This window comes from Bacteroides fragilis (assembly GCF_019583405.1).
Lineage (GTDB): Bacteria > Bacteroidota > Bacteroidia > Bacteroidales > Bacteroidaceae > Bacteroides > Bacteroides fragilis_B.
In genome coordinates this window covers 139,497-157,293 of sequence record NZ_SZUU01000002.1, presented here as the reverse complement: position 1 = coordinate 157,293, position 17,797 = coordinate 139,497, and the positions used below count along the sequence as shown (strand labels likewise).

Annotated in this window: 18 protein-coding genes; 9 read left to right on the top strand and 9 right to left on the bottom strand. The window is 44.1% G+C overall.

Going from position 1 to position 17,797, the window contains the following annotated elements:
- The first annotated feature begins 11 nt into the window (after positions 1-11).
- Entirely contained in the window at positions 12-1,337 is a 1,326-nt protein-coding gene (locus FDF36_RS04995) for a TIGR01777 family oxidoreductase (protein WP_220390571.1), read from the top strand.
- 34 nt (positions 1,338-1,371) lie between these two features.
- Positions 1,372-1,635, top strand: coding sequence for a GNAT family N-acetyltransferase (locus FDF36_RS04990; protein ID WP_220390570.1), 264 nt, complete (start codon positions 1,372-1,374; stop codon positions 1,633-1,635).
- Between the two features lie 256 nt (positions 1,636-1,891).
- On the opposite strand, the gene FDF36_RS04985 is transcribed toward FDF36_RS04990, so the two are convergent.
- From FDF36_RS04985 to FDF36_RS04975, 3 genes are read right to left on the bottom strand one after another with little or no spacing between them, the layout of a single operon-like run.
- Positions 1,892-2,161, bottom strand: a complete 270-nt coding sequence (locus tag FDF36_RS04985; RefSeq protein WP_220390569.1) for a zinc ribbon domain-containing protein — start codon at positions 2,159-2,161, stop codon at positions 1,892-1,894.
- Between the two features lie 21 nt (positions 2,162-2,182).
- Positions 2,183-3,025 carry an AraC family transcriptional regulator gene (locus tag FDF36_RS04980; RefSeq protein WP_220390568.1) on the bottom strand — a complete coding sequence of 281 codons (843 nt, stop codon included), beginning with the start codon at positions 3,023-3,025 and terminating at the stop codon, positions 2,183-2,185.
- Positions 3,026-3,081: 56 nt separating this feature from the next.
- On the bottom strand, positions 3,082-3,846 hold the full coding sequence (locus tag FDF36_RS04975; protein WP_220390567.1) for an SDR family NAD(P)-dependent oxidoreductase: 765 nt from the start codon (positions 3,844-3,846) through the stop codon (positions 3,082-3,084).
- A 310-nt stretch (positions 3,847-4,156) separates the two neighbouring features.
- On the opposite strand from FDF36_RS04975, the gene FDF36_RS04970 reads away from it, so the two are divergent.
- The gene (locus FDF36_RS04970; protein WP_220390566.1) at positions 4,157-5,659 is read left to right on the top strand and encodes a TrkH family potassium uptake protein; all 1,503 of its coding nucleotides are present in this window, start codon (positions 4,157-4,159) and stop codon (positions 5,657-5,659) included.
- A 283-nt stretch (positions 5,660-5,942) separates the two neighbouring features.
- Here FDF36_RS04970 and FDF36_RS04965 read toward each other — a convergent pair whose 3' ends face one another.
- The gene (locus FDF36_RS04965; RefSeq protein ID WP_005780129.1) at positions 5,943-6,239 is read right to left on the bottom strand and encodes a nitrous oxide-stimulated promoter family protein; all 297 of its coding nucleotides are present in this window, start codon (positions 6,237-6,239) and stop codon (positions 5,943-5,945) included.
- A gap of 84 nt (positions 6,240-6,323) precedes the next feature.
- On the opposite strand from FDF36_RS04965, the gene FDF36_RS04960 reads away from it, so the two are divergent.
- The 4 genes from FDF36_RS04960 to FDF36_RS04945 all read left to right on the top strand — a co-directional run bounded on the left by FDF36_RS04960 (position 6,324) and on the right by FDF36_RS04945 (position 12,837).
- Positions 6,324-7,256 carry a DMT family transporter gene (locus tag FDF36_RS04960; RefSeq protein WP_220390565.1) on the top strand — a complete coding sequence of 311 codons (933 nt, stop codon included), beginning with the start codon at positions 6,324-6,326 and terminating at the stop codon, positions 7,254-7,256.
- A gap of 30 nt (positions 7,257-7,286) precedes the next feature.
- Positions 7,287-8,501 (top strand): hypothetical protein, encoded by a 1,215-nt coding sequence (locus FDF36_RS04955; protein ID WP_005780125.1) that lies wholly within the window; start codon positions 7,287-7,289, stop codon positions 8,499-8,501.
- 126 nt (positions 8,502-8,627) lie between these two features.
- The gene (locus tag FDF36_RS04950; RefSeq protein WP_220390564.1) at positions 8,628-9,188 is read left to right on the top strand and encodes a condensin complex protein MksE; all 561 of its coding nucleotides are present in this window, start codon (positions 8,628-8,630) and stop codon (positions 9,186-9,188) included.
- On the top strand, positions 9,172-12,837 hold the full coding sequence (locus FDF36_RS04945) for an ATP-binding protein (protein ID WP_220390563.1): 3,666 nt from the start codon (positions 9,172-9,174) through the stop codon (positions 12,835-12,837). Before FDF36_RS04950 ends, FDF36_RS04945 begins: the two co-directional genes overlap by 17 nt.
- A gap of 10 nt (positions 12,838-12,847) precedes the next feature.
- Here FDF36_RS04945 and FDF36_RS04940 read toward each other — a convergent pair whose 3' ends face one another.
- The gene (locus FDF36_RS04940; RefSeq protein ID WP_220390896.1) at positions 12,848-13,000 is read right to left on the bottom strand and encodes a low molecular weight phosphatase family protein; all 153 of its coding nucleotides are present in this window, start codon (positions 12,998-13,000) and stop codon (positions 12,848-12,850) included.
- Between the two features lie 279 nt (positions 13,001-13,279).
- On the bottom strand, positions 13,280-14,188 hold the full coding sequence (gene rlmF / locus FDF36_RS04935; protein ID WP_220390562.1) for a 23S rRNA (adenine(1618)-N(6))-methyltransferase RlmF: 909 nt from the start codon (positions 14,186-14,188) through the stop codon (positions 13,280-13,282).
- Positions 14,189-14,240: 52 nt separating this feature from the next.
- Here rlmF and FDF36_RS04930 point away from each other — a divergent pair, with 52 nt between their 5' ends.
- Complete coding sequence (locus FDF36_RS04930; protein ID WP_080720206.1) at positions 14,241-14,552, top strand: DUF1294 domain-containing protein; 312 nt, start codon at positions 14,241-14,243, stop codon at positions 14,550-14,552.
- A gap of 196 nt (positions 14,553-14,748) precedes the next feature.
- On the opposite strand, the gene FDF36_RS04925 is transcribed toward FDF36_RS04930, so the two are convergent.
- On the bottom strand, positions 14,749-15,681 hold the full coding sequence (locus FDF36_RS04925) for a DNA-processing protein DprA (RefSeq protein WP_005807309.1): 933 nt from the start codon (positions 15,679-15,681) through the stop codon (positions 14,749-14,751).
- 193 nt (positions 15,682-15,874) lie between these two features.
- Between FDF36_RS04925 and FDF36_RS04920 the strand changes: the two genes are divergently transcribed.
- Positions 15,875-16,285 carry a (deoxy)nucleoside triphosphate pyrophosphohydrolase gene (locus FDF36_RS04920; protein ID WP_220390561.1) on the top strand — a complete coding sequence of 137 codons (411 nt, stop codon included), beginning with the start codon at positions 15,875-15,877 and terminating at the stop codon, positions 16,283-16,285.
- Positions 16,286-16,402: 117 nt separating this feature from the next.
- Here FDF36_RS04920 and FDF36_RS04915 read toward each other — a convergent pair whose 3' ends face one another.
- Both FDF36_RS04915 and FDF36_RS04910 read right to left on the bottom strand, forming a co-directional pair.
- Positions 16,403-17,134, bottom strand: a complete 732-nt coding sequence (locus tag FDF36_RS04915; RefSeq protein WP_220390560.1) for an alpha/beta hydrolase — start codon at positions 17,132-17,134, stop codon at positions 16,403-16,405.
- 29 nt (positions 17,135-17,163) lie between these two features.
- Positions 17,164-17,757, bottom strand: a complete 594-nt coding sequence (locus FDF36_RS04910) for a type 1 glutamine amidotransferase family protein (RefSeq protein ID WP_220390559.1) — start codon at positions 17,755-17,757, stop codon at positions 17,164-17,166.
- Positions 17,758-17,797 lie beyond the last annotated feature (40 nt).

Here is a 17,797-nt window from a genome sequence, read left to right as displayed (position 1 = left end):
AGGAAATACAGATGAATATAGCAATAAGCGGGGCCTCCGGTTTTATAGGCAAGCATCTTACAGAGTACCTTACAGAAGCGGGACACCGGGTAGTCCCTCTGGGGAGGCCTATGTTCCGTGAAGGCACATCGGGGCATTTAATTCAGGCCCTGTCACATTGCGATGTTATCATCAATCTGGCAGGAGCACCCATTAGCAAGCGGTGGACACCGGAATACAAAAAAGAACTTTATGACAGCCGGATTAAGGTGACGCACCGCATCATTCGGGCAATGGATGCAGTAAAGACAAAGCCGCGGTTAATGATTTCCGCTTCGGCCGTAGGATATTATCCTGAAGAGGGTACGTTTGATGAATATACCAATACCCGGGGAAGTGGCTTTCTGGCGGAACTTTGTTATGCATGGGAGAAAGAGGCCCGCCATTGTCCGTCGCAGACAAGACTGGCAATCACTCGCTTCGGCATTGTGCTCTCACCCGATGGCGGGGCGATGGAGCAAATGCTTCGTCCCCTCCGGATGACGCGGGTAGCCGGTGTGATTGCTCCGGGTACACAGCCTTTTCCTTGGATTGCGATTCGGGATCTTTGCCGGGCGATGGAGTTTATTATCAGCCACGAAGAGGTAAGCGGAGTTTTCAATTTGGTGGCTCCGCAACAGATTTCGCAGTATGTATTTACTCAGGCAATGGCAGCACGCTATCATGCTTGGATGAAAGTGGTTGTACCACGCTGGTTCTTCCGGATGAGGTATGGTGAGTCAGCTTCTTTCCTGACATCAGGACAGAATGTACGTCCTACACGTTTGCTCGAGGCGGGTTTTCGTTTTGTGAAGCCGACCATAGAAGGTTTCTTTGAAGGTACTGATCATACTGCGGTAGACCAACTGGACTTGCACCGCTATATGGGTACGTGGTATGAGATAGCTCGTTTCGACCATCGTTTTGAGAGAGGATTATCGGAGGTAACGGCCACTTATATACTGATGCCGGATGGTACGGTCCGTGTGGAGAACCGGGGATGTAAGCATAAGAAGCCCTATGACGTTTGTAAGACAGCAGAAGGACATGCTAAGATGCCTGACCCGTCTCAACCGGGTAAACTGAAAGTATCGTTTTTCCTGTCTTTTTACTCAGATTATTATGTTTTGGAGTTAGATCAGGAGGAATATAATTATGCTTTGATCGGTAGCAGTTCTGATAAATATTTGTGGATATTGAGTCGTGCACCTCTTCTGCCGGAAGAAATTAAGAAGAAATTGCTGGATGCTGCAACTCGCAGGGGATATGATGTAAAGAAACTGATCTGGGTGGAGCAAAGAGAGAAAAAATTAATGTAGTCTATATTAACCTAAACAAAAAGGAGATTAGAAAATGGAAGAATATGAAGTAATTCACCGCCCGGAGCGGAATCGTTTTGAATTGGAAAAGAATGGAATGACTGCCTTTGTGGAGTATGAAGTCGAAGATGGAGCACTGGATATTATGCACACCATCGTTCCTCCTCCTTTGGAAGGAAAAGGAATTGCGGCCGCACTGGTAGAAGCAACTTATAAATATGCCTCTGCACAGGGGTTGAAGCCCAAAGCAACGTGTTCGTATGCCGTCGCATGGCTGAAACGGCATCCGGTGGAATAAACCGTCCGGATTGAGGCCTGTTCGGAAAATGAATCGTTTTTAGGTTCACCACGGATTACACGGATTAATACAGATTCTTAGTATCAATGCTCTAAGCTTAACTCACCACAGAGTAACACAGAGTCTCACAGAGAAGATCTTTCTCTTCAACGCTCTATTGAAAATCTGTGTTAATCCGTGTAATCCGTGGTAAACTTGTCCTGTTACCATTCCGTCATAAAATCTCTCGGAGGAAGCTGACTGTTGCCCATCCTCTTCATTGTTTCCACCTTTTCAGCATTGGGAAGAACTGCTGCATGTTTGCAATGGCCTCTTCCTTCGTCATTTTCACTTCCGAGTCTTTATTAAATTCGTCTACGAACTGTGCGCAATGGTTAATCATTTCGTCCATTGTGCACTCCACGGTGAAATGTCCGTCAGCATAACAATAGGTGCAATACTCTTCATTCTTACTGCCATCTTTTTCTGTTCCCAATACTTCTGGGTTGAGCGGCATGCCGCAGCTTTGGCAAAACTTCTGTTTCATTCTTTTTCTGTTTTTAATGGGTTATTCAATAGGGATATATATTCTTGTCACGTAATCTTTTTCTTCCGCATCAGGTTCACAATTAAGGTATTCTTCAAATGAAGTTGCATCACGAAATGCGGTAGGCAGGGGATGCGAGTAAATTCGGTTATACATTTCTTGCAAACCACTGTAGCTTCCACGGAGTGTGTAGACGGCATAACGTCCTTGCGGAATTGTTTTCATGCCAAAAGCGCCTTGCGGTGACACATTGTGTTCCACTGTTGCGCAAGCGTAAAAACGGCATTGCTCGGTTTTCGTTACTGTAGGGTCATCAAAACTGATGCCTATCCAGCGGGTAGAAGGGGTCAGAAGACCGTTTGTCTGGAGAAAATTTTTCAATTTTTTCCACGCTTCCACGTAAAGTTCCTCTTCGCCATAGCGGCCGATGATACGGATATACACCAGCTTCAATTCCGGTTCTGTCAGGATTTCCGGTTTCAGAGGTTCCTCTTTCAGAGTGCTGAATTTTTCGTAACGTTTTGCCCGCTGTTTGCGGTAGGCGGTGGGGGATATGCCGAAAAACTGCTTGAATGCTTTCGATAGCGATTGTGGCGTTTCGTATCCCACCATCTCTGCTACTTGCACCAGGGGAGTATCCTTGATTTGCAGGTACATTACCGCACGCTCCACCCGTTGCCGAGCGATGTACGTAGCCAGTGGTTCGTGCAGGTAAGCCCGCATAATGCGATGGAAGTGATACTCCGAGAGGCATACTTCACGTGCCAAAGTTTCAACCCGCAAAGGTTCGTTAAGGTGTGAGTTGATATAATCTATCACTCGGTTCACCTGTTGCAGATATTTCTCTTCAGTATCACTCTTCATTGCTTTTGTTCCGTTAGGTTTCGGGACAAATGTAGTAGGTTTTACTGAAAGACCGGTTATCCGATCTTGCTATTTTTTTCTGTAGCTTTCTGTCCTGTCCGTATCGGTAATTTTTTCCATATCCGGCGGGGAATCATTCGCCAGAAAAAGACAATAATGGCATAGCGCCAGTCGATCACTACGACACGTTGCCGGCGATTGAGTGCCCGTACAATCCGTTCGGCTACCTTTTCCGGTTGCATCAGTAGCGGATACTGTTTCCCGTCGTTGAGCAAGTCGGTAGATACGAATCCCGGACGGATGTCTGTAAAGCGGATGTTTAGTTTTTGCATGCAGGCCAACTGCTCCAATGCATCGATATAGGTGTTCTGAAAACGTTTTGTGGCAGAGTAGGCAGGTGCTACTCCCAACCCTTTTGTTCCGGCGATGGAACTGATGACTGCCAATTGCCCACCGTCGTGCTTACGGAAATAATTGAAGGCGGTGTCTACCATGCGGGTGAACCCTACCACATTGGTACGGGTGGTTTCCAATTCGATGTCCGGATTCAGCCCTATGTTCTGATAACCGATGCCGGAACTCAACAGGAACAGATCCATGCCTCCGATTCGTCTGATCAGGTTACTCAGTTTGGGAACTGCATCTGGTTGGGTGACATCCAGGGCGACGACTTCTATACGGTCCGGTGCACTGCTCTGCAAAGCTTCCAGTGAAGGAAGCCGGCGTCCTGCAATACCGAGGCGCCAGCCTTGTAGGAGGAGTTGTTTGGCTACTTCACGCCCAATGCCCGAAGTAGCTCCGATGATAATGGCTCGTTTCATATCTGAATTTATGTTCAGGGGTTTGAGGCAAAGATAAGAAATAAAAATAACACAAGACATGAATGCGTAAAGTGAATAAGCCATATTTTTCTGCAATGAAGACTGAACCTATCATGCAGGGATAATCGGATTTCCTGAGTATGCACCTTTCCGTTTTGAAAGGCCGATCCTATCAAAATGGTAGGGTGATGATGGCTATTAGATACCTGAATGGAATTTCTATTTATCTGATAACTATTGGCTTACGTCCTGCCTTTTTGTTTTGGCACGATATTGGTTATATGTCTTTTCGCTAAATAATTCTTATGTTATGGAAAAATACCTGTCGACGGATATATACGTTAGCAAGCGGAATAACAGTCTGATAAACGGCAAGATGATAGGACGCGTTCTTGGAATCTTACTTTTTATAGAGGCGGTAATGTTCGTACTCTGTTCCGGTATTTCCGCAGTCTATGGTGAAAGCGATTATAAGTTTTTTCTTTATACGGCGGGTATCAACATCCTGTCCGGTGCGTTACTGATGCTCTACGGGCGTGGTGCGGAAAGTCGGTTGAGCCGGCGTGATGGTTATTGCATTGTGACACTTTCGTGGTTGTTTTTCACGCTTTTCGGTATGTTGCCTTTTTATTTGAGCGGGAGTATTGACTCGTTGACTAATGCATTTTTTGAAACCATGTCCGGTTTCACTACTACGGGAGCCACGATTCTTGATGATATCGAATCGCTTTCGCATGGTATGCTTTTCTGGCGCAGCCTGACACAATGGATTGGTGGACTGGGAATCGTTTTCTTTACAATTGCCGTATTACCCGCTTTCACCAGTGGGGGAGTACAGCTCTTTTCTGCCGAATCTACAGGAGTAACCCATGACCGTACCCATCCTAAAATTAATGTTATGGCCAAATGGCTATGGACAGTTTACCTGATATTGACACTGGCAGAAACCGTCCTCCTGATGTTGGGAGGTATGAGTCTTTTTGATGCTATCTGCCAGTCGTTTACCACGACTGCTACTGGTGGATATTCTACCAAGCAGGCCAGTATTTCGTATTGGAATTCACCATTTATTGAATATGTGGTTGCTATATTTATGATTCTTTCAGGAGTCAATTTTGCATTGTTCCTGATGTGTCTTCGCGGTAAGGTCAGTCGTCTTTTGAGGGACGAAGAATTACGTTGGTTCCTCGGCTCTGTTGCCATCCTGACTTTTTTGATCACTCTCGCACTTGTCTTTCAAAATCATTATGACTGGGAGACGGCTTTCCGTAAGTCGCTGTTTCAGGTTGCTACGGCGCACACCTCCTGTGGATTTGCTACGGACGATTATAATCTTTGGCCTGCCTTTACGTGGCTGTTGCTATTGATTGCCATGCTTTCGGGTGGATGTACCGGTTCTACCAGCGGTGGCATTAAGAACATGCGTTTGCTGATTGTTGCCCGTTCTATTCGAAATGAATTCAGGCATTTATTGCATCCTAATGCCGTACTGCTAGTACGAGTTAACAAACAGACCGTTTCGCCTTCGATTGTATCTACTGTAGGTATGTTTTTCGCTTTCTATCTTATCATCGTCATTTTTGGATGGACAGTTCTTCTGTTCTTGGGTGTCGGCTTTTCCGAGTCTATCGGTACGGTGATTTCCAGTATCGGTAATGTAGGTCCGGGACTGGGAGCCTGTGGACCTGCCTATTCGTGGAACGGATTACCCGACACAGCCAAGTGGGTACTTTCATTTCTGATGCTTATAGGGCGGTTGGAACTCTTTAGTGTACTTTTACTTTTCTATCCCGGATTCTGGAAAAATAGATGACAAGAAGGGAGCAGAAAAATGTCTGTATCTATATTCATAAAGAGTGTGGGGTACTTTCTGCATATTTCAGGTAATGTCGTCAAATCGTCAGCAGATGGTTTTGACCATCCCGTATCAGGATTTAGTTCTCTTTCTCCCGGTTGCAGAAATAATCGGAAAATACATATCTACTGGTTATAAAAGGAGACTTGATGATAGTCATGGTTCGTTATTTTAATAAGCACAGATAATTATTATAAAGTAATCATGCAATTATAATAATATTATTCTTCTCTGTGCCTGCTTATCCAAACAGATGCCTGATTGCTTCCCAAGGTGCATAAATCAGCATTCGGGGACCGGAGAAACGCATTACTTGTTTCATCCGTTCCCGCATGGCAGGTTTATAGCAGTGTACGCTGCATTGCTTGCATGCTTTCTTTTTCTCCCCAAAGGGGCAGCGGTCCAGCCGGGCATGCGCATAACGAAGCAACTCTTCGCATTGGGGGCAAAGCGTGACATTCTTTTCTTTTTTACGGCAGTAAAGACGGATCATCAGCTCTACCACTCTCTTTTCCTGATCAATACGGTTTTTGCTCAATTTTAATCTCTGTTAGAATTGACGCAAAAGTAACCAACATCTCCAAAAAACTGTATCTTTGCACCCCGAAAAATGAATATAATAATGAATATTAATAGTAAGGCTAAAGGATTTGTTTGCGGAGCTGTGGCTGCTGCTACTTATGGCATGAATCCGTTGTTTACACTGCCGCTCTATAAAGAAGGGATGTCGGTGGACTCTGTATTGTTCTATCGTTACGGGTTTGCCGTACTTATTTTGGGGATTTTGATGAAAGTGCAGGGACAGTCGTTTGCCCTGAAAAGGAACGAGATATTGCCTCTGGTTGCAGGCGGACTACTTTTTTCTGCCTCTTCACTGCTGTTGTTTTTGAGCTATAAGCACATGGATGCAGGCATTGCTTCCACCATATTATTTGTCTATCCGGTGATGGTGGCGCTTATCATGTTCCTGTTTTTCCACGAGAAAGTGTCGTTGCTGACCTTCTTTTGCATTCTGCTCGCCCTTTCCGGCATCGGACTGCTTTACAAAGGGGAGGGAGGCGAAACGCTGAGTCTGGTCGGCATGTTGCTCGTTATCCTTTCCTCACTGTCTTATGCTGTCTATATCGTCGGTGTCAACCATTCCACGCTGAAGTTAATGTCTACGGCCAAGCTGACTTTTTACGCGCTGTTGTTCGGTCTTTCCATTTATATAGTCCGCCTGAATTTCTGCGCGGATCTTCAGGCTGTTCCTTCGTTTCCTGCCTGGGGCAATATTCTTGCCATGGCTTTCTTGCCTACCGTCATATCATTGGTATGTACGGCTGTTTCCATTCATAGCATCGGCTCTACGCCTACTGCCATTCTGGGAGCATTGGAACCGGTGACCGCACTTTTCTTCGGGGTGATGATTTTTGGCGAACGGCTGACTCCCAGATTAATGCTTGGCATTCTGATGATTCTGGTAGCGGTCATGTTTATTGTAGTGGGTAAGCCATTGATGACTTTTATCAAGGAAGAGTTAGCCCGGGGAATGAAGAAAAAACTGATAAGATAAGGAATCCTGAAAAGCTTATAGCCGTTATACATGACTACATTTCATTCTATCGACGAGTTGCTGAAGATGATGAGCCGAGAACAGCTCCTGCTGAAACAGATGTTCAGCAAGCGGAAACAGCAATCCTTCCGGCGGGAATATGCACTGGAACTGACAGAATATAAACTACAACGTATACAGAGCCTGATCGATCACGGAGTGCTTCGTGAGAATGGTTCGTTTCTTGAGATGGAGGATATTTATCTGCATTTCTTCGAGCAGGTGCTCGAAGTGAATGAAGAGATCAACACTTCGTTTGTCAACGAGCATATCAGTTATCTCAAAGATACTATCTCTTATTATCAGCAAGAAAACCACGAGAAACGGAAAACGACCTATCTGCGTACCATCAAGCGGATATTACGTAATATCGCCTTGACCACCTTGCGCAATGTGATCGACCTGAAGCGTAACATTGACAGTACTTTCAAGAATGAGCCGAACTATCAGATCAAGAAGAAAAAACTGGTTCGCCTGGACGAGAAACGGCGGGATATCGAGGCATTGATAAAAGTGAGCGAGGAGCTTCTTGCCAATGAAGAAGACCGCTTCTTCCGGCGGATACCGGACGAGGAACTCGGGCTTGTGGTGGCAAACGTACGGATACAGCTCAATGAATGTTTCCACAACCTGATCGAGATACAAAAGCAGATTATCAGCTATCTGAACAAAATAGAGTATCAGAACAAGATCCGGGTTAAGATCCGGCAGCTGAAATACTTGAAAGATCAGTTCGAACTGGAAGAACGAACCAATATCTGCGAGGTGTTGATGCAGAAAGACAGTGTCTGGTTCGAACCTGCACCGGCCTATCCGTTACGTCTCTCCGTAGAATATCTTCGTAATGATGATGAAGTGTTGGAGAGCATCCGTAAAGTGATAACCATGATCGGCAAGCGTGCCATCCTGACCCGGAATGTGGCCGGCAGTATTGCCGAAGACTCTCTTGAGACCCATATATCGGAAGAGGCTTATATCAATCTGGAAGAAGTGAAGAAGCGGTTTATGCAGGCTGAAGAAGATTTGTTTTCGTTTGTGGCTGCCTATCCTTTCGCACAAGAGGTTTCTTTTGATGAGCGGATAACGTTCTACTGCCAGATTGTATCCCAGTTTTACGAAGAACTCCGTATCACCGGTGATTATGGCAGAATGGGTGGGGTGGAATATGCACTGATTTATTCGGAAAGGACAGGCGAAATAGTTTAGAAACGAATACAACTCACCACAGATTACACGGATTCTCACAGATTAATAATTTATTTTATTGAGAGTTAAATTAAAAGATCTGTGTTAATCTGTGTAATCTGTGGTGAACTCAAAGCCATTATAGTAATGATTAAACAAACTGCTGAAATATTTGAAATACTGAGTAAAGGAGGATTCATCTCTTCCGATAGTACCAATCCCAATATCCGCCAACTCTATACGGTGATCGAAGATAATCAGTCGGAGTTGTACGATTTCTTTGCTGCCATCAACTTTATCCTTGAGAGCGGGAATGAATATTATTATTTCTCCCGTCGGGAAAATAAAGTCGATCTGGAGCGTAAGTTAGAGATTGCCGCCCGCTGGATTGATGTGCTCGATTTCATTAAAACCTACGATGCGGCTTTTTCATCCGGATTCCGTTTCCAGCCGGCCGATATGGTCGTAAAAGTAGGTACCGACCTGGAACTGAAGGAGAAACTCGCCGGATTGAAGAAACTTGCCGGACGGGAGAAGCACGAAGAGATGATCGATAAAATAGTGAATGACCTGAAACGTGACGGCTTCATTGAACTGGAGAACGAGATCACTTCCACCTATAAAGTAGTGGCGGCTTTCGGCTATCTGGAAGAGTTGGTCGCTTGTATTAACATATCAGAAGAAATACAGAATGAGATACCTGAATAAAATTGTTTTCATCAATAGTGCCCGTATACAATATGCCGAAATACAGATAGACGGCAATGTTCACTTTATCGGTACACAGGGGGTGGGGAAGAGTACGGCGTTACGTGCGCTGCTTTTCTTTTACAATGCCGATAAGACGAAGCTGGGCATATCAAAAGAGAAAAAGAGCTTTGACGAATATTACTTTCCGTACCTCAATTCATATATTATTTATGAAGTGACCGTAGATGATGCATCGTATTGTGTGTTGGCTTTTCGATCCCAAGGGAGAGTTTGTTTCCGTTTTCTGGGAACGGGTTACAAAAAAGAATATTTTATTTCTCCCGAAGGAAAGGCTTATGAAGAGTGGGATCAGATACGCGATGCCCTTGGCAGCTTTGTCTATAAGAGCCGTCGCGTAGAGACGTATGAGGAGTATCGTGACATCATTTTCGGCAACAACCGGGGGCTTCCTCCGGAGTTACGAAAGTTTGCCATTACCGAGAGCCGTCAGTACCAGAATATACCGCGTACCATTCAGAATGTTTTCCTGAATTCAAAGCTCGATGCTGAGTTCATCAAGCAAACCATCATCATGTCACTGAACGAAGAAGATGTGCGTATCGATCTGGGGCAATATGCCCATCATCTGCGACGGTTCGATGAAGAGGTGACCGATATCAGCAAGTGGTTCAGGAAGAACAAGAACGGCGAGGTTACTGTTCGCCGGCAGGCTGACTGGGTAATTGAACTTTATAGGGAAATGCATTATCTGGAGCAACAGGCGCGTACGCTGGCCGGGGAACTGAATTATACTTTCCGGATGGCACAGGAGCTGCTCCCTTCACTGCAACAGAAGAAAGAGGAACTGTTGAAAGAGTTGGCAAAAGAGAAACACCAGCTTGAGGAACTTTCCGGGAAATTTCAGAGTGAGCGCGACCGTTTGCTGGGGCTTGTCAGGGTACAGAACGAGAACTTGAAAACTGCGCGTGAACGAAAGGAACGGTATGAGTCGCAGGATATTTATAATGTGTGCGACCGGGTGAATGCGGAGCCCGAGGCCATACTCCACAAACAGATGTTGGAGGAGCAGCTGACCATGTTGACTGCTCGCTTTGACGACATCAACAGCCAGTATAAGCTACTGAAGGAACAGGCTTCCAGTGCCTTTGAACGTTTCCGTAACGGTAAAAATGCTGAGCTGAATACGCTCCATTTACGTGCTATCGAACGTAAGGAGGCTGTACGAAAGGAGTACGATAAAATATTGAAAGAGGTGCGTGAGCAGGAAGTAGGGAAGTTGACCCTCCTGCGAGAACAGACAGAAAAGAAAAAAGAGGGCATCTATCAGTTGAAGATGGAACGGGAGAAGTGCCTGCACCGGACTTTCCATGAAGAAGAGTTACAGGCCTGCCGGACGGAACGCGTTGCATTGGAAAAGGAGAATCACGAATGCCGGTTGAAGCTGAAAGAGGCAGAACAACAAATGGGGCTGGTACGTCGGCAATGGGAACTGGATCAGGCTGCCTGTGAGCAACAGTCGGGCGTCCGTCAGAAGGAAATAGAGCAGCAGATTGCGGTTGGTAGAGAAAAAGTGGCGGAGATAGACCGGTTACTTGATAACTGTCAGGGATCACTCTATGAATGGTTGAGCAGAAATTGTCCGGGATGGGAGAATACCATTGGCAAGGTGATAGACGAAAAACTTGTTTTATTCAGTAAGGAACTCAATCCCCAATCTGTTCCGGATACCGGACAAGACTCTTTCTATGGCATCAAACTCGATCTTTCGGCTATCCGGAAAGAAGTGAAAAGTGTGCAGGAGTATGCCGCAGAGCAGGAAGCAATTCGTAAGGAGATACATGAATGGCAGCAGAATCTTGAGAAGTCGATAGAGGAAAAAGAGAAAGAGCTGGCTGCCATCCGGAAGAAACACCAGACTGTCCTTAATACTTATAAGGAAGAGATGGCTCAGTCCGCTTACTGTATGGAACAGAATGATAAGCGTATTCAGGTTCTGAAAGCAGATGAAATCATGCTGGAGCAGAAGGCAGGTGAGGAGAAACGTATATTGCTGGAACAGTTGGAAAAACAGTTGGCTGAGGCTACACACAGTTTGCAGGAGTCAGCGGCGGAACTGGAACAGTTCAATCACTTACTTGAAACCCGAATCCGCCAGAAAGAGAAGGAACGTAACCAGAGAATGCAGGAAGAAGACACTCTGATCCGTAACAAGCAGGAGGAGATCCATCAGTCCATTGCTTCTGAAAAGAAGAAAACCGATGAACTGCTGGAGACAATGGATAAGGACCTGTTGCATGAACTTTCCGGAAAAGGGGTGGATACGGAACGTATCACTGCCCTGCGTAATGAAGTGGCCCGCACGGAACAGGAGTTAGCGTTTATCGAGCAGCACCGCCGTCTGGTTTACGATTACGAAAAGGATAAGCGGGAATTCTTCGACCGTATGGACGAATTCAGAAATGGAAAGCAGTTGGCCGAGAAAGAACTGGACGGTGAGAAAGAGAAGTTCCGCTTGAAGGAAGAAGAACTGAATCAGAAAGTAACGGGACTGAACAAGCAATTAGTTGAGACAAATACCCGCTTGAAGCATTTAGAAGAGGATATCCGGGAGACTGAGAACTTCAAAACACTCAATATTTGTCCGCCTGTACTGCAAACGGGAGTGGAAGCAGAGAGTGTGAAGCGCTGCAAGAAAGTGATAGAGGAGCTGACACAGAATCATTATCGGCAGATTGAACAAGAAAAGGACTTCCGGGAAGCGGTCGGTCGCTTTACGGGTAACTTCTCCGAACAGAATACGTTCAACTTCCGTACACGTCTTACAAAGCGCGACGAGTTTATGACCTTTGCTGCCGATCTCAAAGAGTTCATTGATAATGATAAGATCATTGACTTTGAACGTCGTTCGAATGAAGCATATACCGACTTGATTCACCGGATCGGGAAAGAGACGGCGGATATGCTTTCAAAAGAAGGGTTGATTCGCAAAACTATCAACGACATCAATAGTGACTTTGTGGAACGCAATTTCGCCGGGGTCATCAAAAGCATTGCCTTACAGATTGTACCCAGTGGCAATCGTATCATGCAACATTTTGTTACCATCAAAGAGTTTTGCGACCGGAATCAACCGGGTGCTCTGGGCATGTTTAGCCTGTTCGGTCAGGAGGAGCTTGTGGAACAGAATCGGCAGGCGGTAAGTTTATTGCAGTCGCTGGTGAAAGAACTGGCACTGAACAAGGAAAAGGAACTGACGCTTTCTGATACTTTCGAACTTCAGTTTCGCATTGTGGAGAACGATAATGACAGTGGATGGGTGGAGAAACTGGCAAATGTAGGTTCCGACGGAACGGATATTCTGGTGAAGGCCATGATTAACATCATGTTGCTGAATGTGTTCAAGGAAAAGGCATCGCATCAGTTCAATGACTTCAAGCTGCACTGCATGATGGACGAGATCGGAAAACTGCATCCCAATAATATTAAAGGTATTTTGGACTTTGCCAATAACCGGAATATTATCCTGGTGAATAGTTCGCCTACTTCTTACCGGGCAAGCGATTACAAATATACTTATATCCTGAATAAAGACAAGCGAAATATTACAAGCGTGACACGGCTGATAAAGCAAGAGGTGAGGGAGTAATTTCCCTCACTCACATCTGCAAAGGTCGTTGGCTCCGCAAGTACATCGCGGGAGCAACTGCTCCTTTAGAATATATTTTCATACCTTTTCCAAGCGAGGAAAGAAGAGCCTGTGCGATCCAGCTGCGGCAACTGTCAGCATTGCTGAGGATTAATATGTTCATAATAATGTATAGTTTTCCTATTAACAGTGTTAACTCGGAATGAATGATTCTGATTGTTTGCAAACAAAGGACTTCTTTTTCACAGTTAAAGGACAAGTCTTTTGTTTGTAGAAAGCAAGTTTTAATACAGTGTTAAAACACGTTTTCCGGAATTTGTTTGTTTGGAGTGATAAACTGTTTAACCTCAATGATATCTCTGCATTGCGGATGATCTTTTATTAAGGCCGCCTCCTTGAAAGATTTGAGTAGATACTTGCTAATTTAGTAACTATATCTTTCTCAGAATCTCCATGCCAAAATCCGGCTGGTTTTAGTACCTTGACGCATCTCGATAATCTTATGTTCAGATATACCGACTGATTTGAGTTTGGCGGTCAGTTTACCCAGGTTCTTTTCTTTCGATACCAGACTGGTGAACCATCCGCAATTCTTTCGGTAGTTCCGGCTCTCTTCGATCATGGTCAGCAGAAAGCGAAGTTCTCCACCTTCGCACCAAAGTTCGTTGGCATTGCCTCCGAAGTTGAGCTGGGCTTTGGTTATTTTTCTCCCCTTTAGGCTACTGAGTTTACGCAGCGTCCCGTCTTCAGCTTCTTCTCTGGAACTGTGGAAAGGAGGATTACAGATGGTTACATCGAAGTATTCATCCGGAGCAATGATCCCTTCAAATATCTTTCGGCTGTCCCGTTGCAGCCGGAGTTCTATTTTATGGGCCAGTGCCGGATTGCAAGTTACAATCTTTCGTGCATTATCAATGGAGATAGGATCAATATCGGAACCGACGAAAGTCCATCCATATTCTGTTTGTCCGATAATGGGGTAGATACAGTTGGCACCTACACCGATATCAAGACACCTGCATGGGTGAGTGGCTTTTGTAGCCGCTTCTGCCTGTATCGGGCTTTCGGGTTGAATCAAATCCGCTATGTAATGGATATAGTCCGCTCTTCCCGGAATGGGCGGACACAGGTAATTCTTAGGAATATCCCAGTATCGTATGCCGTAACAGCTTATCAACAAGGCTTTGTTGAGTGCCTTCACCGCCTGCGGATTAAAGAAATCGATACTTGTCGTCCCGTATGCGTTCGGTGCGACGAACTTCTTCAACGGGGGATACTCTTCCATCAGTCTTGAAAAATCGTACTGTCCGTTATGCTTGTTCCTTTTATGTAATTCGTTTTTCTCTGCCATGCGGGCAAAGATACAGAGAATCTTTCGGCCGACAAATCGGGCTTGATTAAAAATGCGTATCTTTGCCGGCGAATTAAAAAAGAGCCAACCGTTGAAGTTACTTTTCTTATATCTGATAATCGTGAATACCGTTTCTTTTGTTATGTACGGTATCGATAAACGGAACGCATCCCGAAAACGATGGCGTACTCCCGAAGTCCACCTGCTGGGAATAGCCGTAGCGGGAGGTTCGTTAGGTGCATGGGCAGGGATGTATACGTTTCGGCATAAGACACGGCATCTTAAATTTAAATATGGTATACCGGTAATTGGGGTATTGCAGGTGGGGATGGCGGTATATTATTTCTTGTCAGAATTCATATAGGGACGAATGTCTTTTAAGAGTGATTCTAAATACATTTGCAATGTCCTTTACTGTGTTTTTCCACTCGATTCTCTTCTATGCCTTTGGAATTGCTGACTACTTTTTCTATCATTTTTTTACAGTGTCACATTTGTAAAACCCTTTTCTCTCTACCCGTATTTAATAAGAGATGTCGTTTTAAAACCAGATAATATCATTATCTTAATTTAATTCCCAGTTTTTGTAATCTGGAACGTATCGCTCCGTCATTCCGTTCGAATATCTCTGTCAGTTCGTTAATGGTTTTGCCTTCCGCATACAACCGGAGAAGATAATCATCTGCACTCTTTTCCCATGGCAAATAGGCGTTGCCATACTCTTCTCTTTTGAAACTAAGAGTCTGTTTTTGCTTTATAGGGTTCAATCCCCAATATTCAATAGCTCGGTCTAATTCTTGTTTGAACTGGAGTATTTCATCCTTGTTGATGAAAATCGTTTCTCTGTGGAAACCCTTATTTCCTTGATGTTTACTTTGGGTAATTTTTAGATATTCTTGTCCGCTTAAGTCCTGTTTAATATCTAAAAAGAGTTCTCCTCCTTTTGTGGATGTCCTATAGGTTATAACATCACTGTCTGCCGCTCTCTCCATAAGGGTAGGTTCTGTCGGCAGGTAATTCGAATTGTGTAAAAATGTAATGTTTGTTTTTCCGCTAATTTGTCTGTCGATATTTCCTCCTGGTTTACAATAACCGATTATAACATGGTCCGCAAATGAAAGTATTATTTCATTCCGGTCATAGGCTGATTGATGATTAATTCTGTGTACCTGGCTATTACAGGCAGTTACTATCAATAGCCTCTTCTCTTTGAGTGCCAACTTAATATGATTACTCCATTCTTCTTTCATGCTTTCAGCCAGTACCAGAATGACTGGTATTTTCTTCTCCAATAGTATATTAAAGACCTCTTGTTCCATTTTTGAATGATTTCCGCAAAGGATGCAATCTCTTTCCGGTAATAATTGATTTGCCCAGCGATAAATAGATGCTGTTTTATTTTCAGGTACTTGCCGGGAACATAAGAAAGCAATTTTCTTCTTCGACATGAGTGCACTGTTACCTGATTGGTAGAGTTGGGGAGTGGTGTTCATTTTATATGCTGATAATTGTTTTTCAATGTATTAATTGTTAATTGTCTTATCGTTATGGGACTTACATTCCGGTGATTAACAAAGGTAGGGAAAATATTTAAGATTAGTCTTTATTACTTTTAATTTCCTCCTTTCCCACATTCTTTTATTACTTTTGCATCCATTATCTTCGAAACCCAATACCGCAGTCATTATGAAAAGTATAGAAGTCGTAGCAGCCGTTATCAGATCTGGAGGAAAATATCTTTGTGTACAACGGGGACGGACTAAATTTTCATATACTTCTTTCAGGTATGAATTTCCGGGTGGAAAAGTGGAGAAAGGTGAATCTTTGCAGGAAGCACTTCAAAGAGAAATTATGGAAGAAATGGATTATACTATTGAAGTGGGAGAGAAGCTTTTGACAGTCCATCACATCTATCCTGATTTCGAAATTACGATGCACGCTTTTCTATGTCATCCTATCAGAGAGCAATATGTACTGAAAGAACATATTGCTGCACAGTGGCTCTCTCCTGGGGAGATGGCAACATTGGACTGGGCGGAAGCGGATAAATCGGTAGTAAGAAAGATTTCGGATTCGTATCACACTCCATATCCGTGATTCGTCTGTTTGTTTGTATTGAGCCCGAAAGGTTTGCTTATACTATTTTTTACTTTTAGAAGTCGGATAATCCAGAAGGATATGTCATGGTATATTGTGTAATTATCTAAAAAATAATTAGTTATTTAAGAACATATATATGTGTCGCTTAATAAGATCATGTTGTTCTGCCGATCCGTTTTCTCCCATGTTACTGTGTGTAACTCCATCCAGTCGCACAACTTCTATTCGAAATTTCTTTTGCTCCTCGCTGGTTGGGAGTACGCCCGGATCAGCATCATAATCGCACCCTCTCAACGTGTATATCCGTGGCTTTTGTGTTCTTGGGATTATCATTCTCCGGTGGTCCATTGAGATAGCTTTCGTTATCAGTTCCGGATGATCCGTTGCGGTGAGCATGGTTATATCACCTCCGTTTGAATGACCTATCACACAAAGTTTCTCCCATTGCAGATCCGGTTTTAGCTTCTTAAACTCCCGGATTGTAAAGAGAATATTTTCTTCTCCTCTTTTCCAGTTAGGCATACGGGTTTCCATAAAATTTCCTTCCATAGCCAAAAGAGGATCATCGGACAATTCGTGTTGGATACTTATCACATAATATTCTTTTTCTGCCAAAAAACGAGTCAGATATGAATAACTTTGGTTCGATTTATCGTTCTTGTTTCCGTCATATCCATGGTTGAATATAATGACTCTTGTTTTGGGATTTTCTTTTCGCGGTTGATAAATAGCTACCGGCACTATCCGGTTCCGGCTTGAGTCAAACAGACAAGTCGTGAATTCCGTTTGTGCATATACTTCTGCCAGAGAGAATAAAAATAGAAGTACGGTGAATCCTTTTTTCATACTGTCTTGTGTGTTTGGTAAACCTGTTGCTATCTCACAAGTCCATTTTTACTGAAATCATAAAATGCCTCGATCTTTTCCTGCGTATCGGCTTTCAATGCTAATAGCAACTCACGGGTGAATTCCAGATAACCAGTACCGTTTGCCGTAACTATGTTCTTATCACCGACAGCTTGCTTTTCCAGGTAACCATCCTCGTTGGTATATTGTTCTCCGCCCCACTGTTTGAGCACGGCAAGGGTGTTTCCGGTATGCTTAACATGGTTTAGGAAGCCATGGGCGCATAGAAATGAAGCAGCGTTACAGATGCCACCAATCACTTTTCCTTTTTCGAAAGCATCCTGCACGATGGGGAATACACGTTCTGCTTCAGGAGATTGCCATTGCATACCACCAATTAGGACCAAGGCAGCATAATCAGAAGGAAGGTTGTCGAAACTGTAGTCCGGCAGAGTACGGAAACCGCCCAAAGAACGGACCGTATCTAAAGTGGGGGCTACTGTTTTGACTACGTACTTGATTTCACTGCCCGGCATTAGTCCGGAATGAAGGGACGCTGCTATGAAAGCACTTTCCCAATCGGCATATTCGTTGAGAATGATAAATAATACTTCTTGTTTCATTATTCTTTTTGTTTTTATAGTTACATGAGAAAAGAGTTAT